Here is a 16,184-nt window from a genome sequence, read left to right as displayed (position 1 = left end):
CATGGCAACCTTACAACTGAAGAACATTATCAAACAGTTTGGCGACACCAAGGTCATCAAAGGCATTGATCTCGAGGTGAACGACCGCGAGTTCGTGGTGTTTGTTGGCCCTTCGGGCTGTGGTAAATCCACGCTGATGCGCATGATCGCAGGCTTGGAGAGTGCAAGCGACGGCGACATTCTGATCGATGGTAAGCGAATAAACGATGTGGGCCCCGCCGACCGGGGCTTGGCCATGGTATTCCAGAGTTATGCGCTGTACCCGCACATGACGGTTGAGGGCAACATGGGCTTCAGCATGCGCCTGGCTGGAGTGCCCAAAGAGGAGCGCCGCGCCAAAGTGCTGGAGGCGGCCAAAATTCTGCAGTTGGAGCCGCTATTAGATCGGAAGCCTAAAGCGCTCTCCGGTGGACAACGCCAACGGGTGGCGATTGGCCGGGCGATTGTGCGTAACCCTAGTATCTTTCTGTTTGACGAGCCGCTCTCCAACTTGGATGCGGCGTTGCGGGTGCAGATGCGCATTGAGCTGGCACGGCTGCATGAAGAACTAGATGCCACGATGATTTACGTCACCCACGATCAGATAGAAGCCATGACCATGGCCGATAAAATCGTTGTGCTACACGATGGCGTGGTGGAGCAGGTGGGCTCGCCAATGGCGCTCTACCACCATCCGCGCAATCGCTTTGTGGCAGGCTTTATTGGCTCACCGAAGATGAATTTTCTACCGGTGACGTTGACCGACGTAACGTCTGAAGGCGTAGCGATTCGTCTGCCCGGCGGCGGTGAGCGCAGTGTGCCGGTCGACGGTGGGCACCTGGATACTAACGCCACTCTTGAGCTGGGTGTTCGCCCAGAACACTTGGTCCTTGATGAACAGGGGCCGCTGAGTGGGCAGATAAAAGTGCTTGAGCGCCTCGGCGGTCAAACCTCGCTCTACGTTCAAATGGACGATGAGCTGATCACTATTATGGCTGATGGCGATGTGGCCTACCGGGTCAACGATAGCGTGCGTTTTGGTTTTGCCCCCGAGCGCGCCCATCTGTTTGACGCAAGCGGGCTAGCCCTACCTAGCCTGCAGCAGCACCCGTTAGCGGGGCTGACCCGACAAGATAATCGCGCGGCTACGGAACCTGCCTCTCCAGGGGAGCAGGTATGAAAGCGCTGATTTTTGATTGTGACGGCGTCCTGGTGGATAGCGAAGCACTCGCTGAAGAGACTCTGGAAATCCACCTTGGGCAGTGGCTACCGGATCTGGATATCCCGACACTACTTAGCCAAGCCCTGGGTATGACGACGGCCAATATCCTCCAGCACCTGGAACAGTTAAGCCGTCACTTGTTGCCGCCCGATGCCGCTGAGCTGGTTGATAGCGCTATTGAGGCGCGCTTGGCGAGGGAATTAACCGCCATTGCAGGGGTGCATGCCGCCGTCAGCGGGATCGACTTACCTAAGGCCGTGGTGTCGAACAGCCGCCGTTGTCGCGTGCTGGCATCGCTCGCCACTACCCAACTGGACGGCGCGCTGGGCGATGCGCCGATTTTCACCGCCGAGCAAGTCGAAAACCCCAAACCGGACCCCGCTATTTATCACTTAGCGGCCAGTTCTCTTGGCTGCTCACCCAGCCGCTGTCTGGTGGTAGAAGATAGCGTGGCAGGGGTAACCGCTGCTTATGCTGCAGGCATGCGAGTGATTGGTTTTGTGGGGGCGAGTCATATAGATGAACAACAGTCCTCACGGCTACTGGCGGCGGGCGCTTGGCGAATTTTGCCCCATATGCGCGGACTTCACGCTTTAGTAGACGAGTGGCAATCCCATTTGCAAGGACAAGATAACAATGAAACTGCTCAATAAACGCGCCGTCATCACAGGCGGTGCCCGTGGTATCGGTTTAGCCATTGCTCAGCGCTACCTCGCCGAAGGGGCGAAGGTAATTGTGGCCGACATCGATGCCAGCGCCATTGACGATGCGCTCGCCACGCTGCAACAAGACGCTGGCGCCGAGCGCGTGATGGGTGTCGTGCTGAACGTGTGCGACCAAGCCTCGATCAACGCCATGGTGGCGAGCGTTACCGAGCGATTTGGCGGGATCGATATTTTAGTCAATAACGCCGCGGTGTTTGATATGGCACCGGTGCTCGAGGTGACAGAGGCTAGCTTTGACAAGCAGTTTGCGGTGAATGCCAAGGGGCTATTTTTTACCCTGCAGACCGTGGCTCGCGCCATGGTGGCACAAGGCCAAGGGGGGAAAATTATTAATATGTCGTCTCAGGCAGGCCGACGGGGCGAGCCACTCGTCAGCGTTTACTGTGCGAGTAAAGCCGCTGTGATTAGCCTGACCCAGTCCTGCGGGCTGGATTTGATCAAGCACCGTATTAACGTGAACGGCATTGCACCGGGGGTAGTGGATACGCCGATGTGGGAAGAAGTCGATGCACTGTTTGCACGCTATGAGAACCGACCGCTGGGCGAGAAAAAGCGTTTGGTGGGCGAGTCTGTACCCTTTGGGCGTATGGGATTGCCGCAAGACCACACGGGGGCCGCCGTGTTTCTTGCTAGTCAGGATAGTGACTACGTCGTTGCCCAGACGCTCAACGTCGATGGTGGCAACTGGATGAGTTGATACGCCTATGACCCCTGATCTTGTTTCGTTAAGCCACCAACTGTTGGATGCCGCCGAAGGCAAAGCACGTTTTATGGTTGCCCTGGCGGGCCCACCTGGAGCAGGCAAGTCTTATCGCAGCGCGCTGTTATGCGATGCCATTAATCAGCAGCGGCCGGGGCAGGCAGCCGTGGTGCCGATGGATGGCTACCACTTCGATAACGCCGTGCTAGGTGATGAGCAACTGCCAGTGAAAGGCGCGCCGCACACGTTCGATGTTGATGGCTTACACCATGACTTAGTGCGCATTCGTCGCGCCGACCAATCGGTAGCGGTGCCGGTGTTTGACCGGCCGCTGGATCTCGCTCGAGCTGCAGGGCGGTTGATTACTCCAGCGCAGCGCATTGTGATTGTGGAAGGTAATTACCTGCTGTTGGATCAAGAGCCCTGGCGGGCGCTGCACAAGCTGTTCGACTGGACGCTGTTTATCGATGTGGACGATGCCGTACTGGTTGAGCGGTTGGTGAATCGTTGGCTGTGTATGGGCCAAGATCATATCGGCGCCCTCGAGCGCGCTCATCAAAAAGACATGCTTAACGCTGAACTTGTAAAAAACGGCAGCGTGCCCGCTGACCAGCGCTGGCGCTAGGACGCGGCGTGGCTAACAAATGACCCGGAGAGTGACGATGACCCAGCTTAATAATCACAACATGGGTGCCCTCAGCGCGGCGGTTGAGACGCCTACTTTTGATCGGCAGGCCGTGACGCCAGGCATCGTGCATATTGGCGTCGGTGGTTTTCATCGTGCCCATCAGGCGATGTACCTGGATGCGCTAATGAACCAGGAGGAGGCGCTTGAATGGGGCATTGTAGGAGTGGGAGTAATGCCCGGCGATAAGCGTATGCAGCAGGCCCTTGCTGCGCAAGACTACCTCTATACGCTCGTGGTGAAACACCCCGACGGCGAGTATCAGCCCCGTGTGATCGGCAGTATGGTGGATTACCTGTTTGCGCCAGAAGACCCCGAAGCGGTGATCGAAAAAATGGCCGATCCTACCATCAAGATTGTGTCGCTCACCGTGACGGAAGGTGGCTATAACTTCCATCCGGTGACTGGAGAGTTCAATCTGGATTCTCCACAGGTGCGTGATGATCTCGCTCACCCAGAGCAACCGTCCACCAGCTTTGGCTTAGTGGTGGAAGCCCTAGTTCGTCGTCGTGCACGGGGCATTGCACCTTTTACGGTGATGTCCTGCGACAATATTCAAGGTAACGGTGACGTGGCCAAACGCATGTTCAGTGCCTACGCCCGTGCTCGCAGCGCAGGGCTTGGCGACTGGCTAGCTGCCGAAGTGGCGTTTCCCAATGCTATGGTGGATCGTATCACGCCAGTGACAGCGCCCACAGATATTGAAGAGTTGGCCCAGCGGTTTGATGTTGAGGATGCCTGGCCAGTGGTATGTGAGCCCTTCAGCCAATGGGTGCTCGAAGATCACTTTCCCTTGGGTCGCCCTGCGCTTGAGAAGGTAGGCGTGCAACTTGTCGATGATGTAGAGCCTTATGAGCTGATGAAGCTGCGCCTGCTCAATGCCAGTCATCAGGCGCTTGCTTACTTTGGCTATCTGGCAGGCTACCGCTACGCCCATGAAGTGTGCCAAGACCCGCTGTTTGTCGAGTTCTTGCTGGGCTATATGCGTGAAGAGGGCACGCCTACGCTGGCGCCAGTACCAGGGGTTGATTTAGAAACCTATCGGCTGACCCTGATTGAACGCTTCGCCAACCCGCAAATTAAAGACACTCTGGCACGGCTATGTGCTGAAAGCTCTGATCGCATTCCCAAATGGCTCGTGCCGGTGATTCGCCAGCAACTTTCTCAGGGGGGGGAGATTGAACGTAGCGCCGCCGTGGTCGCCAGCTGGGCACGTTACGCTGAAGGCGTCGATGAGCAGGGAGAGGCTATCGATATTGTGGACCGTCTGCGTGAGCCATTGATGGCTATTGCCACTAACAACCGCACGTACCCCGCTGCGTTTGTCGAGAACCGCGAGCTGTTTGGTGACTTGGCTGATCAGCCTCGCTTTCTAAACGCTTACCTAAAGACATTGACGTCACTGCATGAACGGGGAGCACGGGCTACTCTTGAGACTCTGGTCGCGTCCAAAGGAACGTTGTGATGTATATCGGGGTAGATTGCGGTACGCAGAGTACCAAAGTCGTGGTGGTAGATGTGGAGCGTGGCGTCATCCTGAGTGAAGGCAGTCTTCCTCATAGTCTAGACGAGGGAGAGCATGGCCGCCGGGAGCAGGCGCCAGCAGAGTGGCTAGCAGCGCTCAAAGGGGCTTTTTTTCAAGCGCTTGAGCGTGCTGGCATTGATGCCAAGCAGGTGCGGGGGATTGGCGTTTCCGGACAGCAGCACGGCATGGTGGCACTGGATGCGGATGGTGTGCCGGTGTATCCCGCCAAACTGTGGTGCGATACCGAAACCAGTGCTCAAAATAGCGATTTAGTCGACCGACTTGGCGGTGAAGCGGGCTGTCTGGAGAAGCTGGGTCTGGTGTTACAAACTGGTTATACCGCGTCTAAAGTGGCGTGGCTGCGGGAGCATCATCCGGATGCCTACCAACGTATAGCCACTCTGCTACTGCCCCACGACTACCTCAACTTCTGGCTGACTGGTGAGCGGGTCACTGAGGCGGGTGATGCGTCGGGCACCGGTTATTTCGATACCCGTGCCCAATGCTGGCAGAAAGAGGTATTTGCAGCCATTGCGCCAGAACTTGATCCAGACCGTGTGCTGCCTCGTCTTATCCAGGCGCACGAGCCAGCAGGGCGAGTGCGCCCGCTAGTGGCGCAAGAGTTGGGGATTCATGATGATGTGATGGTGTCTTCTGGCGGCGGCGACAACATGCTGGGCGCAATTGGCACCGGTAATATTACTCAGGGGCTGGTGACGCTTAGTTTAGGGACCTCCGGCACGGTGTGCGCTTATTCACCTAATTCGGTGGTGTGCGACAGCGCCATGGTGGCCAACTTCTGTGCCAGTCACGGTGGCTGGCTGCCGTTAATCTGTACTATGAACGTTACCTCTGCAACTACCCGCGTGCGTGAACTGTTTGGGCTGGACTTAGCTACCTTCAGCGAGCAGGTGGCAAGCGCCCCGATTGGGGCCGAGGGAGTGGTTGTACTGCCGTTTTTTAACGGCGAACGGGTACCGATGCTGCCCAATGCGACTGGTGATTTTCTTGGTTTGACCAGCCTTAATATGACTCAAGCTAACATCTGCCGAGGGGTGATGGAAGGTGCTACCTTTGGCCTGCGCTATGGCTTGGAGCTGTTAGGTGATCTAGCTACCGACACCAGCCAAATTAGGCTGATAGGCGGCGGCGCCAAGAGCCCGGTTTGGCGGCAAATGGTGGCTGACATTACTAATACCCAGGTAATCTGCCCAGAGATTACCGATGCCGCTGCGTTAGGGGCGGCCATTCAAGCGGCTTGGTGCGACTTACATCAGGAGGGTGTGACCCTGGCATCGCTTTGTGAGCGCTTGGTGCACCTGGATGCTGCTTCCCTTGCCGACCCTGATGCTGGCCGTGTTACTGCTTATGAGGCGATTTATCAGCGTTATCGCGAGGCGCTTGCTCAGCGTCATAGCGTTTAATAATGCGGATTGCCTAGAAAGATATTGCTTTGCCTTGTACCGTTTAAGGAGAGATGCGGAGAGTACACGCGCCTTGAGTGGAGGAAGTCATGGATGCCGTTTTGCGCGATCTGCTAGATACGCTGGGATTAACCCCTACTGATAAGCTTCAGCCACTCAGTGGCGGTGATATAGCGGCTGTTTACGCTTTGACTACCCGCCAAGGGCAAGTCGTTATCAAACACGACGATTCCGCGCGATTGCTTGGCGAAGCAGAGGGGCTGCGCGCGCTCAAGGGGGCGTGCACTTCATTAGTGATACCTGAGGTGCTGGGAGAGGCGCTGGGGTGGCTGGTGATAGAGTCGCTCGATAGCAAACCCGCAAACATCCAGAGTAGCATCGCTTTAGGCGAAGGGCTGCGTGAGCTGCATGGTGTGATAGGTGATGCTCATGGCTGGCATCAGGACAATGCGTGTGGGCGTACGCCCCAACCCAACTCCCCGCTGGCAGATGGCCGTGCGTTTCAGCGCGAACGCCGTCTACTGCCTCTTACCCAAGCTTGTTATCAGCAAGGCCTGTTGGATGGCGCGTTGCGCCGCCGCGTTGAACATCAAGCAGAGCAGCTAGAAACATGGCTGCAAGATTCACCTGCTAGCCTTATTCATGGTGATCTATGGTCGGGTAATGTGCTGACCACCACTAGAGGACCAGCACTGATCGATCCTGCTGTTTATCGCCATTATCCTGATGTTGATGTGGCTATGCTGACCCTGTTTGGGTCGCCTGATGTGCCTTTTTTTGATGCTTACTGGAACGGCGATAAGCCAATCGACTGGCCAAGACGCGAAGCGCTGTTTCAGCTTTATCCATTGCTTAACCATCTACTGTTATTTGGCTCAGGGTATCGCAGTGCCGTTGAACGCTGCGTGGCAGTGTTGGAAGCTTTTGAGAGTTAATGGGGTAGCGTTTTTGACAGAATAATCATAATTATTGTGCTGTTTTTCTCGCTTTATTAGCTATCTGCCTGGATTGCCAATCACTGCCGCATATTGTTGAGAGACTCAAACTCTCCCTTGAGTTAGCGCGCCACTACATTAGCTGTAACATGGTTCACTTACGATTCGAGTGGGTAATAGAAGCGTAAAAAGCTGCAAGCTCATGGGGCTTTGGACTAAGGTAATAGAGAGTCTTGTGGAGTGTGGTGATCTATACGTGACGCTGTTCATATATTTAGGTTAAGTTCAAGCCTAGCATACATACATGAATGTAACTATAATGCCACCCTTCAGAATGGCTATCATTATCGTCACCCTACGTTGACACCTAGAGGCAATCCCATGCGACTGGCACACTGGGCAGTCAATGCCCCTTTTCGTCCCCTGCTATTAGCAGTGCTGACATCTTCTTTCGTCCTGCCCGCTCAAGCGGCAGATTTAGTCAATATCACTCGCGATGCGCTTAATAACAACGCTGCCTTGGCCTCTGCACGTGCTGAATTTTCAAGTGTTGAAGCGGCAAGCGATGTGGCAAGTGGCGCGCTGTTGCCTCAGGTAAATGCCTCTGGCAATGTCGTCCATAACCAGCAGTACGAAAGCCAGTCCTCCTCTAGAGTGGGGCAGAGCGCTGGTGCCGGTTCTAATGCGGCGGGTGTCAGCGATGATCGCTACAACACCGCGTCATTAACACTTGAGGCGACCCAGGCACTCTTCAATGCTGTCACACGTGAGGAAGTGAATCAGGCTGAACGTCAGATTGATCAACAAGTGTACTTATTGGCCGCCACTGAGCAGCAGTTGCTGATTGATGTCGCGAGCGCTTATTTCGATATTTTGCGTGCCCACGAAGTGCTCGAGGCGCGTTTAGCTCAAGAGCGTGCGATTGGCCGCCAGCTTGAGCAGGCTCGAGAGCAGTTTGAAGTAGGTCTCATTGCTATCACTGAAGTAGAGGAAGCACGGGCGAGCTTTGATCAATCCCGCGCTGATCGCATAGCAGCAGAGAGTAATCTTCAGGTGGCATTTGAGGTGCTTGAACAACTGACGGGGCAGCGTTACGCCAGTATCGACGCGCTGGGCGACAGTATGCCGATTGCTCTGCCAACTCCCACGGATCGTAACTATTGGGTAGAGCAAGCCATTGAGCGTAACCCGCAGGTATTAGCGCAGCAGGCAGGCATTGAGCTTTCCCGCGTAGGCGTCGAGCTGGCGCGTGCCGGGCGTATGCCAACTGTTCAGGCATTTGCTAACTACCAGTACTCGGATAGCGATAGTGATTTGGTGAGTGGCTACAACACATCAAGTCAAGTGGGTGTCTCGGCGAACTTACCTATTTATACCGGTGGCAGCACCAGCGCCCGTATTCGCCAAGGCACCTTCCAGCTGGAAAGTAGCCAATACAATTACGAGTCCCAACGCCGCACTACTATCCAACAAGTGCGTTCGCTCTATACCCAGGTTAGTAACAACGTCGATACCGTTGAGGCTCGTCAGCAGGCAATCGTCTCTAACCGTAGTGCTTTAGAAGCTACCCGTGCCGGTTATGAAGTAGGCACACGTAATATCGTAGACGTGTTGAATGCTGAACAAAGCCTCTATAACGCTATCGCCAACTATGCTGAAGCACGTTATGACTATGTGGTCAATTTGCTCTCACTGCGTCAGCAGGCAGGCTTGTTAGACGTTGAGGCGATTGAAGAGGTCAATGCGTGGCTAACGGGAGATGAGGTGAACTTCACCCTGCCTGAGGGTGGCGACCCCGACGCCTACCAGCGGGCTATGGATATTGGCGCTCCACCCACGCCGGGTGCGTAAGTTAGCGAGTTGTTAGTTTTTTAGCACATTAACCAACCACACGCTGCGCTGCTATCCGTCAATGTTGCAAAGATTAATGGGAAACCAACGTATGAAGAAAATGATTCACTCAGGTAGAGCGAGTCTAGTGACGCTGATAGCTGCATTGGCGCTAGCCGCATGCGGCCAGGAGCAGCCTCAGCAACAGCAGGCTGGGCAGCAGGAAGCTCCGCCCCATGCAGTAGAAGTAGTTGAAATAGCCCGCCAGGATATTCCTCTGAATAAATCCTACCCGTCACTGCTGCGCAGCGACAGTGAAGTCACACTGGTGGCCCGGGTAAACGGGTTTCTTGAAGAGCGTCACTTTGAGCCAGGTCAACTGGTAGAGCAGGGGGATCGGCTCTATACCATCGAGCCAGATCTCTACCAAGCTACCGTTAACCAACGTGAGGCCGACTTGCAAAGTGCGCGTGCTGAACTGGCTCGTGCCCAGCGTGATGCGCAGCGTTTCGAGCAGTTGCTAAGCCAAAACTCGGTCAGTCGCCAGCAGTATGACCAAGCACTAGCTGACCAGCGCGTTGCCCAAGCAAGTGTCGCCCAAGCAGACGCTGCGTTAACCAGTGCTAACCTTGATTTAGGCTATTCTAACGTCACCGCACCGGTATCTGGCATGATCAGTTTAAGCCAGGTCAACGTTGGTAATTTGGTAACACCAGGAACTGAGTTAGCCACTATTACGCCGCTTGACCCTCTTGAAGTGCGTTTTCAGCTACCTCAACGAGATGCTTTTGAGTTACGCCGACAACTGGGCGAGAGTGGTAACGCATCAGACATTAGCGCGCGTTTGAGTGTGCCAGGACAGTATGGTGACGACAGCGCTGAGCTGGAAGGGCGTTTGAACTTCCTGGGTTCTCGTGTGGATAGCGGCACCAGTACGGTTCAGGCGTCAGCAACGTTCGCAAACCCTGATGGCGCGGTATTGCCTGGTCAGTTTGTACGGGTTCGTGTTGAAGGCTTGAAGCGTTTTGATGTCCTGGCCGTACCAGAGATTGCCGTTACTCAAGGGTTAATGGGGCCGCAAGTCTTTATTGTCGATGATGAAAATAAAGCGCGCGAGCGCACGGTTCAACTCGGCGAAGTGGCTGGCCCATGGCAAATCATTCATGATGGCCTTACTGCTGGCGAGCGTGTCATCGTAGGCGACCCTGCTGGCCTGGAGCCAGGAATGCTAATTGACCCCCAGCCATTTGAAGGTAACGCTGCCAATATCGTCGCAGAAGCTGAGCAGCAAGACGCCCAGCAAGAAGCCGGGCAGGCAGAGGCAATGCAGGATGGGGCGACTGACGCACAGCCCGCTGAAGGGGAAGAGGGCGCGCAATAATGAACTTTTCCAACTTCTTTATCAGCCGACCGATTTTCGCCACCGTTTTGGCGATTATCTTGACGCTGGTAGGTACGATGGCGATGCGAATACTGCCGATAGAGCAGTATCCCAGCGTTGTACCTCCCACCGTGTCCGTTCAGGCTCAGTTCCCTGGGGCGGATGCTGAGACGGTTGCGCAAACCGTCGCGGCACCGCTTGCTGAGGCCATCAATGGTGTTGAGGACATGCTATATATGACCTCAAACAGCGCTGATAATGGTCTTATGAGCCTGAGTGTTGCGTTTAACATTGGCACTGATGGTGATATCAACACCATCAATGTCAATAACCGAGTGCAGGGCGCGCTTTCGCAGTTACCTGAGGCGGTTCAGTCTCAAGGGGTGACGGTTGAGTTACGCTCTGACTCTATTTTGATGCTTGTTGCCTTGACGTCTCCTAGCGGTGACTACAACAAAATCTACATGCAAAACTACGCCACGCTGAATATCTTGGATGAGCTACGCCAAGTGCCAGGCGTCGGCAATGCCGAAGTGTTAGGCGGCGGTGAGTTTGCGATGCGGGTGTGGATGGACCCTGACAAGCTGGCTCAGTATGACCTCACGCCCAGTGAGGTAGCTAGCGCTATTCGCGCGCAGAATACCGAAATTCCCGCAGGTAACTTAGCGGCAACACCGCAAAGCGAACCGCGTGCTTATACCTATACGATTACCGCCGGCGGGCGCTTATCGGGAACCGATGATTTCCGTAATATTTACCTGCGTACGAATCCTGACGGCTCTTCACTGCGCCTTGCGGACGTAGCACGTATTGAGCTAGGCGCTTCGTTCTACGGTGTTGATGCACGCTTAAACGGTGCCACAATGACGCCGATCATCATCAACCAGCAGCCGGGTGCAAACGCACTGGAAACCGCTGAAGCAGTGCGAGCCACGATGGAAGAACTATCGGGGCGTTTTCCACCCGGGCTTGACTATGTAACGCCTTATGACACCACGCTCTTTATCGATGCCTCGGTAGAAACCGTTCTGCATACATTTATTGAAGCATTCTTGATCGTTATCGTGATTCTGTTCATCTTCTTGCAGAACTGGCGCTTTACGGTCATTGCTATGTCGGTCGTGCCGGTCTCGGTTATCGGTACTTTTGCTGGTTTTTACTTGTTTGGTTTCTCTATTAACCTGTTAACGCTGTTTGCCTTGGTGCTGTCGATAGGCATCGTGGTGGATGATGCGATTCTAGTGGTGGAGAACGTTGAGCGGGTATTGAGCGAAGAAGACGATATTACGGTTCGTGACGCCACTATCCGTGCGATGAAAGAGGTGGGTGGCCCGGTTATTGCCACCTCGCTTATTATGGCGGCGGTGTTTGTGCCCGTGGCGTTCCTGGGCGGTTTTACCGGCCAGATTTATCAGCAGTTTGCGATTACCGTGGCGATATCGGTGGCGCTATCGGCGCTGATGGCACTAACGTTCACCCCCGCGCTGTCGGCCATCTTCATTAAGCATGACCTGCATAAAACGAAACAGTCCGCGTTTAAGCGTGCCATTACCACACCGCTGCGTCTGTTTGACCGTCTTTTCGCTGGTTTTACCGCCGTTTATATGTGGTTTGTGAAAAAACTGGTGCGTTTCTGGGTGTTAGCGCTTGCGCTGACTGTGGCGGTGGGGGCCGGTTCTTACTGGCTCTATGCAAATACGCCTTCCACACTGGTGCCGGAAACTGACCAAGGTATCGTGCTGGTTAGCGTTTCATTGCCAGATGCTGCGTCGCTTAGCCGAACCCAAGCCTATATGAATGAGCTTAGCTCACAGATAGAAGCCATTCCGGGCGTTGAGTACTCCTCTGCTGTCGCGGGATACGACATTCTGTCGAGTGCGGTCAATACTGCACGGGGTATTATGTTTATCAACATGAAAACCTGGGCAGAACGCGACTTAACGGCTAATGAGTTGGTTGGTCGTATTATGCAGTTGGGGGCGAGTATTGATGGTGGTTCGGCGATGGCGTTTAACGTACCGCCGATCATGGGGCTTTCAACCACGGGTGGTTTCACCGGGTATTTGCAATCTTTTGAAGGCGCGTCACCTCGTGAGTTGTATCAAGCGTCATTGCAAATTATGCAGGCCGCTAACCAGCATCCTGCATTAAGCCGCGTTTTTACAACGTTTAACGTCAATGTGCCGTCTTACCGTGCGGAAATAGATCAGCAAAAAGCGCTGAGCTATGGGGTCGCCCTTGAGAATATCAACTCGGCGCTAGCCAATACCTTCGGTAATGGTTTTGTTAACTTCTTTAGCTACCAAAACCGTAACTTCCAGGTCTATTTACAGAATGAAGATAAATTCCGTAAAACGCCCGATGATGTAAGTAGCGTTTATGTACGTGGTGGCAATGGTGAGCGCATTCCTCTTTCTGAGTTTGTAACGCTCGAACGCCAAACGGGTCCATCTGTGGTTTCTCGCTTCGGTGTTTATGCGGGGGCTCAGTTCCAGGGTAATCCAGCGCCAGGCTACAGCTCTACACAGGCTATTGAAGCGATGGAAGAAGTGGTTCAGGAAACATTGGGCCAAAACTGGGGAATGGGCTGGACGGGGACTGCCTATCAAGAGTCTAACCTTGGCAATACTGCGTTACTTGCCATTGTGTTTGGTATTTTGATGGTGTTCTTGATACTGGCGGCACAGTATGAAAGTTGGTCGCTACCACTAGCGGTACTTACCGCCACGCCGTTTGCCTTTTTGGGGGGCGTGGGTGGTATTGCGTTGCGTGGCCTGGATACAAGTGTCTATGTCCAAATTGGTATGCTGGTGGTGGTTGGCTTGGCCGCTAAGAACGCGATCCTTATCGTTGAGTTTGCCGAGTTGCAGCGTAAAGAGCATGGTAAATCGATTCGTGAAGCAGCGATTACCGCCGCGGAGCTTCGTTTCCGTCCTATCGTTATGACGTCACTGGCCTTTATCTTCGGCACCTTGCCATTGGCATTGGCCTCTGGCGCGAGCGATGTGAGTAGCCACCATATCGGCACCACCGTTGCGGTCGGTATGGCGTCGGTTGCCGTGCTGGGAAGTCTGTTTATTCCAAGCTTCTACGCAATGATTGCCACGGTATCTGATTGGCTCTATCGGAAACGCCACCCTGACCGGGATGGTAACAACGAGTCGGCAGCGCTAGGTCACGACCAAGCGTAACGCTGTTTAGCGATTGGCTAGCGGGCACCATGTTTTCATGGTGCCCGTTTTTTTTACAAACTTGATCAAGAGCAATTAGAGAACCGCATAAACGCGTAAGGTGGTCTACGCTAAAAGAGACCCTGTTTTTAGCTTGTGCTAATAAATATAACGTCAAGCGAAAACATCACCAGGCTTTGTCTGGAGGAGAGCACGCCATGATGCAATCACTTGTTTCCGCCGTACTGCAATTTCCAACAATTGTTTTTACCTTCTTGTTGGCTTTGATAGCGCTCTACTGGCTGCTGGTGTTAATCAGACTTGCGCCGCTGGAGCTATTTGAGCGCGATAGTCTGCGCGACGATCATATGGCCAGCACACTGGTGTCTTTAGGCTTTGCAGGTGTACCTGCCACGCTTGCGTTAAGCTTTTTAGTGCTTTTTGCGAGTGTTATTTCGCTGGCTATTGAGCTATTAGCCCTCCGCTGGCTATCGTTGGGGATGTTGAGGGTGCCTGTCGGCGTGCTCGTGCTGTGGATTGCATTTGCAGTTGCATCGCCGATTGCGGCAGCCGTGTGCCATTCATTACAACGCGCGCTTCATCGCTATCAGCCATTCAATCGCCGCTGCTTATTGGGCGCTACGGTCGTTGTTTCAGAGCGCCAGAATGATGAATACGCATCTGCTCAGCTGGAGAATGAGCCCGGCAGCGCCGTTAAATTGCATTGCAAAGCGGGGGACTGCCCGCAAGCTGGCGAGCGCCGGGTGCTTGTGAAATATCTTGCCAGCGAAGGTGCGTACCGCAGTGTGCTTGAGCAACAGTATCTTGATACGCGGGTTCGCGTGAATAAGCTTCGCTTGCGCCGCAAGCATCATTCAAACGGCTATTCCACCTAGTGGCGAGTGTTGTTTAGCCAACGTATTGTTTAGCCAAATAGGCGCCGCCACTGCTTAATAAGCCATTGGCCAATAGGGTGCGAAGTAGTGGTGGCGGTTGTTGGTTTGCTGCGGGGGAAGGCGCTGAGTGGGGTGTCGAGAAACTGACGAAGCGGTGTTACTTGCTCAGGATGGTTCAGCATAGGGGCATGGCCACAGCCTGGGGCGGTGAACGTGACTAAGCCGGGTTGCACTGCTTTCATGCGTGGCAGCGTTTCGGCATCCAGTAACGTTGACTCGGCGCCTCGAATTACCATCACAGGGCAGTCAATGTTCGCCCAATCTGCCCATGTATCTCGCGGTGTATCATGGATGAATTGCTCGCCAATACGGGGGTCGAAGTGGTAGGTCCAGCTACCATCAGGTAGTCGCCGCGCGCTTCCCAATGCCAGCGCTCGCCATTCATCATCAGTGGTAATTCCAAAGCTTGCGTAGTGCTGTGTCAGCTCTTTTTGTAGGTCTGCAAAGTTCGTAAAGCGGTGGGTTAGGCTGAAATAACTGGAAAGCGCGATTAGGCCGTCTTTATTCAACTCAGGCCCAACATCGTTCAGGATAAGTCTAGAAATCCGCTGTTGATGTGTTTTGTCAGCAGCCAGCAGCATGCCCAATAGCCCGCCCATGGAAGTGCCCAGCCAGTCGACCTGGTTTAATTGGAAATGATCCAGGACGCCTATCGCGATAGTCATGTAGTAGCTGTAGAGATAGTCGTGGGCAGGAAACAGTGACCAGCTGGAAAGGCCGCGACCAGGTGTATCTGGTGCAAGAATACGCCATTCGCTGCCCAGCTGACGGGCTAGGGCTTCAAAATCACCGCCGTGGCGCGCAAGACCATGCCATGCCAGCAGCGTGCGGGGTGCATCGGGATTCCAAATGCGCACAGCGATATCAAGTTCGCGGATACGAACAAATTCAAGAGCATCCATAAAATTATCCTATGCTGACGATTTGCTCAGTATAGGTGTATTGCTGCGTTGCAGCGAGATGGTTAGCGCTTCATCATGGTGATTAATGTATCGATGAGTTCACCGCCCCGTTCGCACAACGAAAAAGACTCTGGATTTCGCAACCAATCATGAAATAAGCCCCCCAGTGCCGCCTGCATAAGCCGCGTTGCCACCTCAGGGGTTAGATCATCGCGTAGCAATTGCTGCTGTTGGGCCAATTGAAATACCGACAGCATTTCATCAAAACACTCGTCTGCGATCTCGTCTTGCATTTTAATCGGGTTAATATCGCTAAAGAATTCACAGCGGTGCAAAAGAATCGATAAAATTCGCTGATGAGATGGCTGTTCCATGCGGTTTAAGCCGGCATAGCAGGCAAGTTGTATAGCCGTTAGTGGTGAGATGGTCGGGTCGGCGTTATTTACCTCTTCCATTAGTGACTGGAAGGGCATGCGCACACGCTCCACTAGCGCCATAAAAAGGTCGCCTTTATTTTTAAAATGCCAGTAAACAGCACCGCGCGTCAGGTCGGCGTGACGAGCAATTTGCTCCAGCGATGTGCGAGCTACGCCTTTTGCGAAAAACACCTCTTCAGCCGCATCCAACAGCGCTTCGCGAGTCGCAGCAGCCTCCGCTTTGGTTTTTCTTGCCATATAAAAACGTAACCTCAGTAATTGACACGTGATACGCCCATTTTATCTTATGTGCACCACTTTTTACATTCAAAAC

The 16,184-nt window shown here is 54.0% G+C and carries 13 protein-coding genes; 11 read left to right on the top strand and 2 right to left on the bottom strand.

All coding sequences use genetic code 11. The annotated features are described in order from the left end of the window. Position 1: 1 nt before the first annotated feature. The 11 genes from HVE01_RS04430 to HVE01_RS04380 all read left to right on the top strand — a co-directional run bounded on the left by HVE01_RS04430 (position 2) and on the right by HVE01_RS04380 (position 14,472). Positions 2 to 1,159 (top strand): ABC transporter ATP-binding protein, encoded by a 1,158-nt coding sequence (locus tag HVE01_RS04430; protein ID WP_146942639.1) that lies wholly within the window; start codon positions 2 to 4, stop codon positions 1,157 to 1,159. Then, positions 1,156 to 1,854, top strand: coding sequence for an HAD family hydrolase (locus tag HVE01_RS04425; protein WP_146942637.1), 699 nt, complete (start codon positions 1,156 to 1,158; stop codon positions 1,852 to 1,854). Before HVE01_RS04430 ends, HVE01_RS04425 begins: the two co-directional genes overlap by 4 nt. After that, positions 1,838 to 2,623: an L-iditol 2-dehydrogenase gene (locus HVE01_RS04420; protein WP_146942635.1), complete on the top strand. Its 786-nt coding sequence runs from the start codon at positions 1,838 to 1,840 to the stop codon at positions 2,621 to 2,623. Before HVE01_RS04425 ends, HVE01_RS04420 begins: the two co-directional genes overlap by 17 nt. Positions 2,624 to 2,630: 7 nt before the next feature. Continuing rightward, complete coding sequence (locus HVE01_RS04415) at positions 2,631 to 3,251, top strand: nucleoside/nucleotide kinase family protein (protein ID WP_146942633.1); 621 nt, start codon at positions 2,631 to 2,633, stop codon at positions 3,249 to 3,251. A 37-nt stretch (positions 3,252 to 3,288) separates the two neighbouring features. Continuing rightward, positions 3,289 to 4,776, top strand: coding sequence for a mannitol dehydrogenase family protein (locus tag HVE01_RS04410; protein ID WP_146942631.1), 1,488 nt, complete (start codon positions 3,289 to 3,291; stop codon positions 4,774 to 4,776). Then, positions 4,776 to 6,260, top strand: coding sequence for a xylulokinase (gene xylB, locus HVE01_RS04405; RefSeq protein WP_146942629.1), 1,485 nt, complete (start codon positions 4,776 to 4,778; stop codon positions 6,258 to 6,260). Before HVE01_RS04410 ends, xylB begins: the two co-directional genes overlap by 1 nt. A gap of 89 nt (positions 6,261 to 6,349) precedes the next feature. After that, positions 6,350 to 7,195: a fructosamine kinase family protein gene (locus HVE01_RS04400; RefSeq protein ID WP_146942627.1), complete on the top strand. Its 846-nt coding sequence runs from the start codon at positions 6,350 to 6,352 to the stop codon at positions 7,193 to 7,195. A 381-nt stretch (positions 7,196 to 7,576) separates the two neighbouring features. After that, the gene (locus tag HVE01_RS04395) at positions 7,577 to 9,046 is read left to right on the top strand and encodes a TolC family outer membrane protein (RefSeq protein WP_146942625.1); all 1,470 of its coding nucleotides are present in this window, start codon (positions 7,577 to 7,579) and stop codon (positions 9,044 to 9,046) included. Between the two features lie 91 nt (positions 9,047 to 9,137). Beyond that, positions 9,138 to 10,406 carry an efflux RND transporter periplasmic adaptor subunit gene (locus HVE01_RS04390; protein WP_146942623.1) on the top strand — a complete coding sequence of 423 codons (1,269 nt, stop codon included), beginning with the start codon at positions 9,138 to 9,140 and terminating at the stop codon, positions 10,404 to 10,406. After that, positions 10,406 to 13,597, top strand: coding sequence for an efflux RND transporter permease subunit (locus tag HVE01_RS04385; RefSeq protein WP_146942621.1), 3,192 nt, complete (start codon positions 10,406 to 10,408; stop codon positions 13,595 to 13,597). The genes HVE01_RS04390 and HVE01_RS04385 overlap by 1 nt, the downstream gene beginning before the upstream one ends. A 200-nt stretch (positions 13,598 to 13,797) precedes the next feature. Then, complete coding sequence (locus HVE01_RS04380) at positions 13,798 to 14,472, top strand: hypothetical protein (RefSeq protein WP_125753471.1); 675 nt, start codon at positions 13,798 to 13,800, stop codon at positions 14,470 to 14,472. A 29-nt stretch (positions 14,473 to 14,501) separates the two neighbouring features. Here the strand turns inward: HVE01_RS04380 and HVE01_RS04375 are convergent, their stop codons facing one another. After that, entirely contained in the window at positions 14,502 to 15,434 is a 933-nt protein-coding gene (locus HVE01_RS04375; RefSeq protein ID WP_146942619.1) for an alpha/beta fold hydrolase, read from the bottom strand. A 62-nt stretch (positions 15,435 to 15,496) separates the two neighbouring features. Next, positions 15,497 to 16,108 (bottom strand): TetR family transcriptional regulator, encoded by a 612-nt coding sequence (locus tag HVE01_RS04370; RefSeq protein ID WP_125746345.1) that lies wholly within the window; start codon positions 16,106 to 16,108, stop codon positions 15,497 to 15,499. Positions 16,109 to 16,184: the final 76 nt, after the last annotated feature.

This window comes from Vreelandella venusta (assembly GCF_007989605.1).
Taxonomy (GTDB): domain Bacteria; phylum Pseudomonadota; class Gammaproteobacteria; order Pseudomonadales; family Halomonadaceae; genus Vreelandella; species Vreelandella venusta.
Note: the sequence above shows the minus strand (reverse complement) of the source record. Positions and strands in the feature narration are given on the sequence as shown.

Bases quoted from the DNA above. Each gene is read 5' to 3' on its own strand.
- HVE01_RS04430 (WP_146942639.1), top strand. From the start codon at position 2: ATGGCAACCTTACAACTGAAGAACATTATCAAACAGTTTGGCGACACC.
- HVE01_RS04425 (WP_146942637.1), top strand. From the start codon at position 1,156: ATGAAAGCGCTGATTTTTGATTGTGACGGCGTCCTGGTGGATAGCGAA.
- HVE01_RS04420 (WP_146942635.1), top strand. From the start codon at position 1,838: ATGAAACTGCTCAATAAACGCGCCGTCATCACAGGCGGTGCCCGTGGT.
- HVE01_RS04415 (WP_146942633.1), top strand. From the start codon at position 2,631: ATGACCCCTGATCTTGTTTCGTTAAGCCACCAACTGTTGGATGCCGCC.
- HVE01_RS04410 (WP_146942631.1), top strand. From the start codon at position 3,289: ATGACCCAGCTTAATAATCACAACATGGGTGCCCTCAGCGCGGCGGTT.
- xylB (WP_146942629.1), top strand. From the start codon at position 4,776: ATGTATATCGGGGTAGATTGCGGTACGCAGAGTACCAAAGTCGTGGTG.
- HVE01_RS04400 (WP_146942627.1), top strand. From the start codon at position 6,350: ATGGATGCCGTTTTGCGCGATCTGCTAGATACGCTGGGATTAACCCCT.
- HVE01_RS04395 (WP_146942625.1), top strand. From the start codon at position 7,577: ATGCGACTGGCACACTGGGCAGTCAATGCCCCTTTTCGTCCCCTGCTA.
- HVE01_RS04390 (WP_146942623.1), top strand. From the start codon at position 9,138: ATGAAGAAAATGATTCACTCAGGTAGAGCGAGTCTAGTGACGCTGATA.
- HVE01_RS04385 (WP_146942621.1), top strand. From the start codon at position 10,406: ATGAACTTTTCCAACTTCTTTATCAGCCGACCGATTTTCGCCACCGTT.
- HVE01_RS04380 (WP_125753471.1), top strand. From the start codon at position 13,798: ATGCAATCACTTGTTTCCGCCGTACTGCAATTTCCAACAATTGTTTTT.
- HVE01_RS04375 (WP_146942619.1), bottom strand. From the start codon at position 15,434: ATGGATGCTCTTGAATTTGTTCGTATCCGCGAACTTGATATCGCTGTG.
- HVE01_RS04370 (WP_125746345.1), bottom strand. From the start codon at position 16,108: ATGGCAAGAAAAACCAAAGCGGAGGCTGCTGCGACTCGCGAAGCGCTG.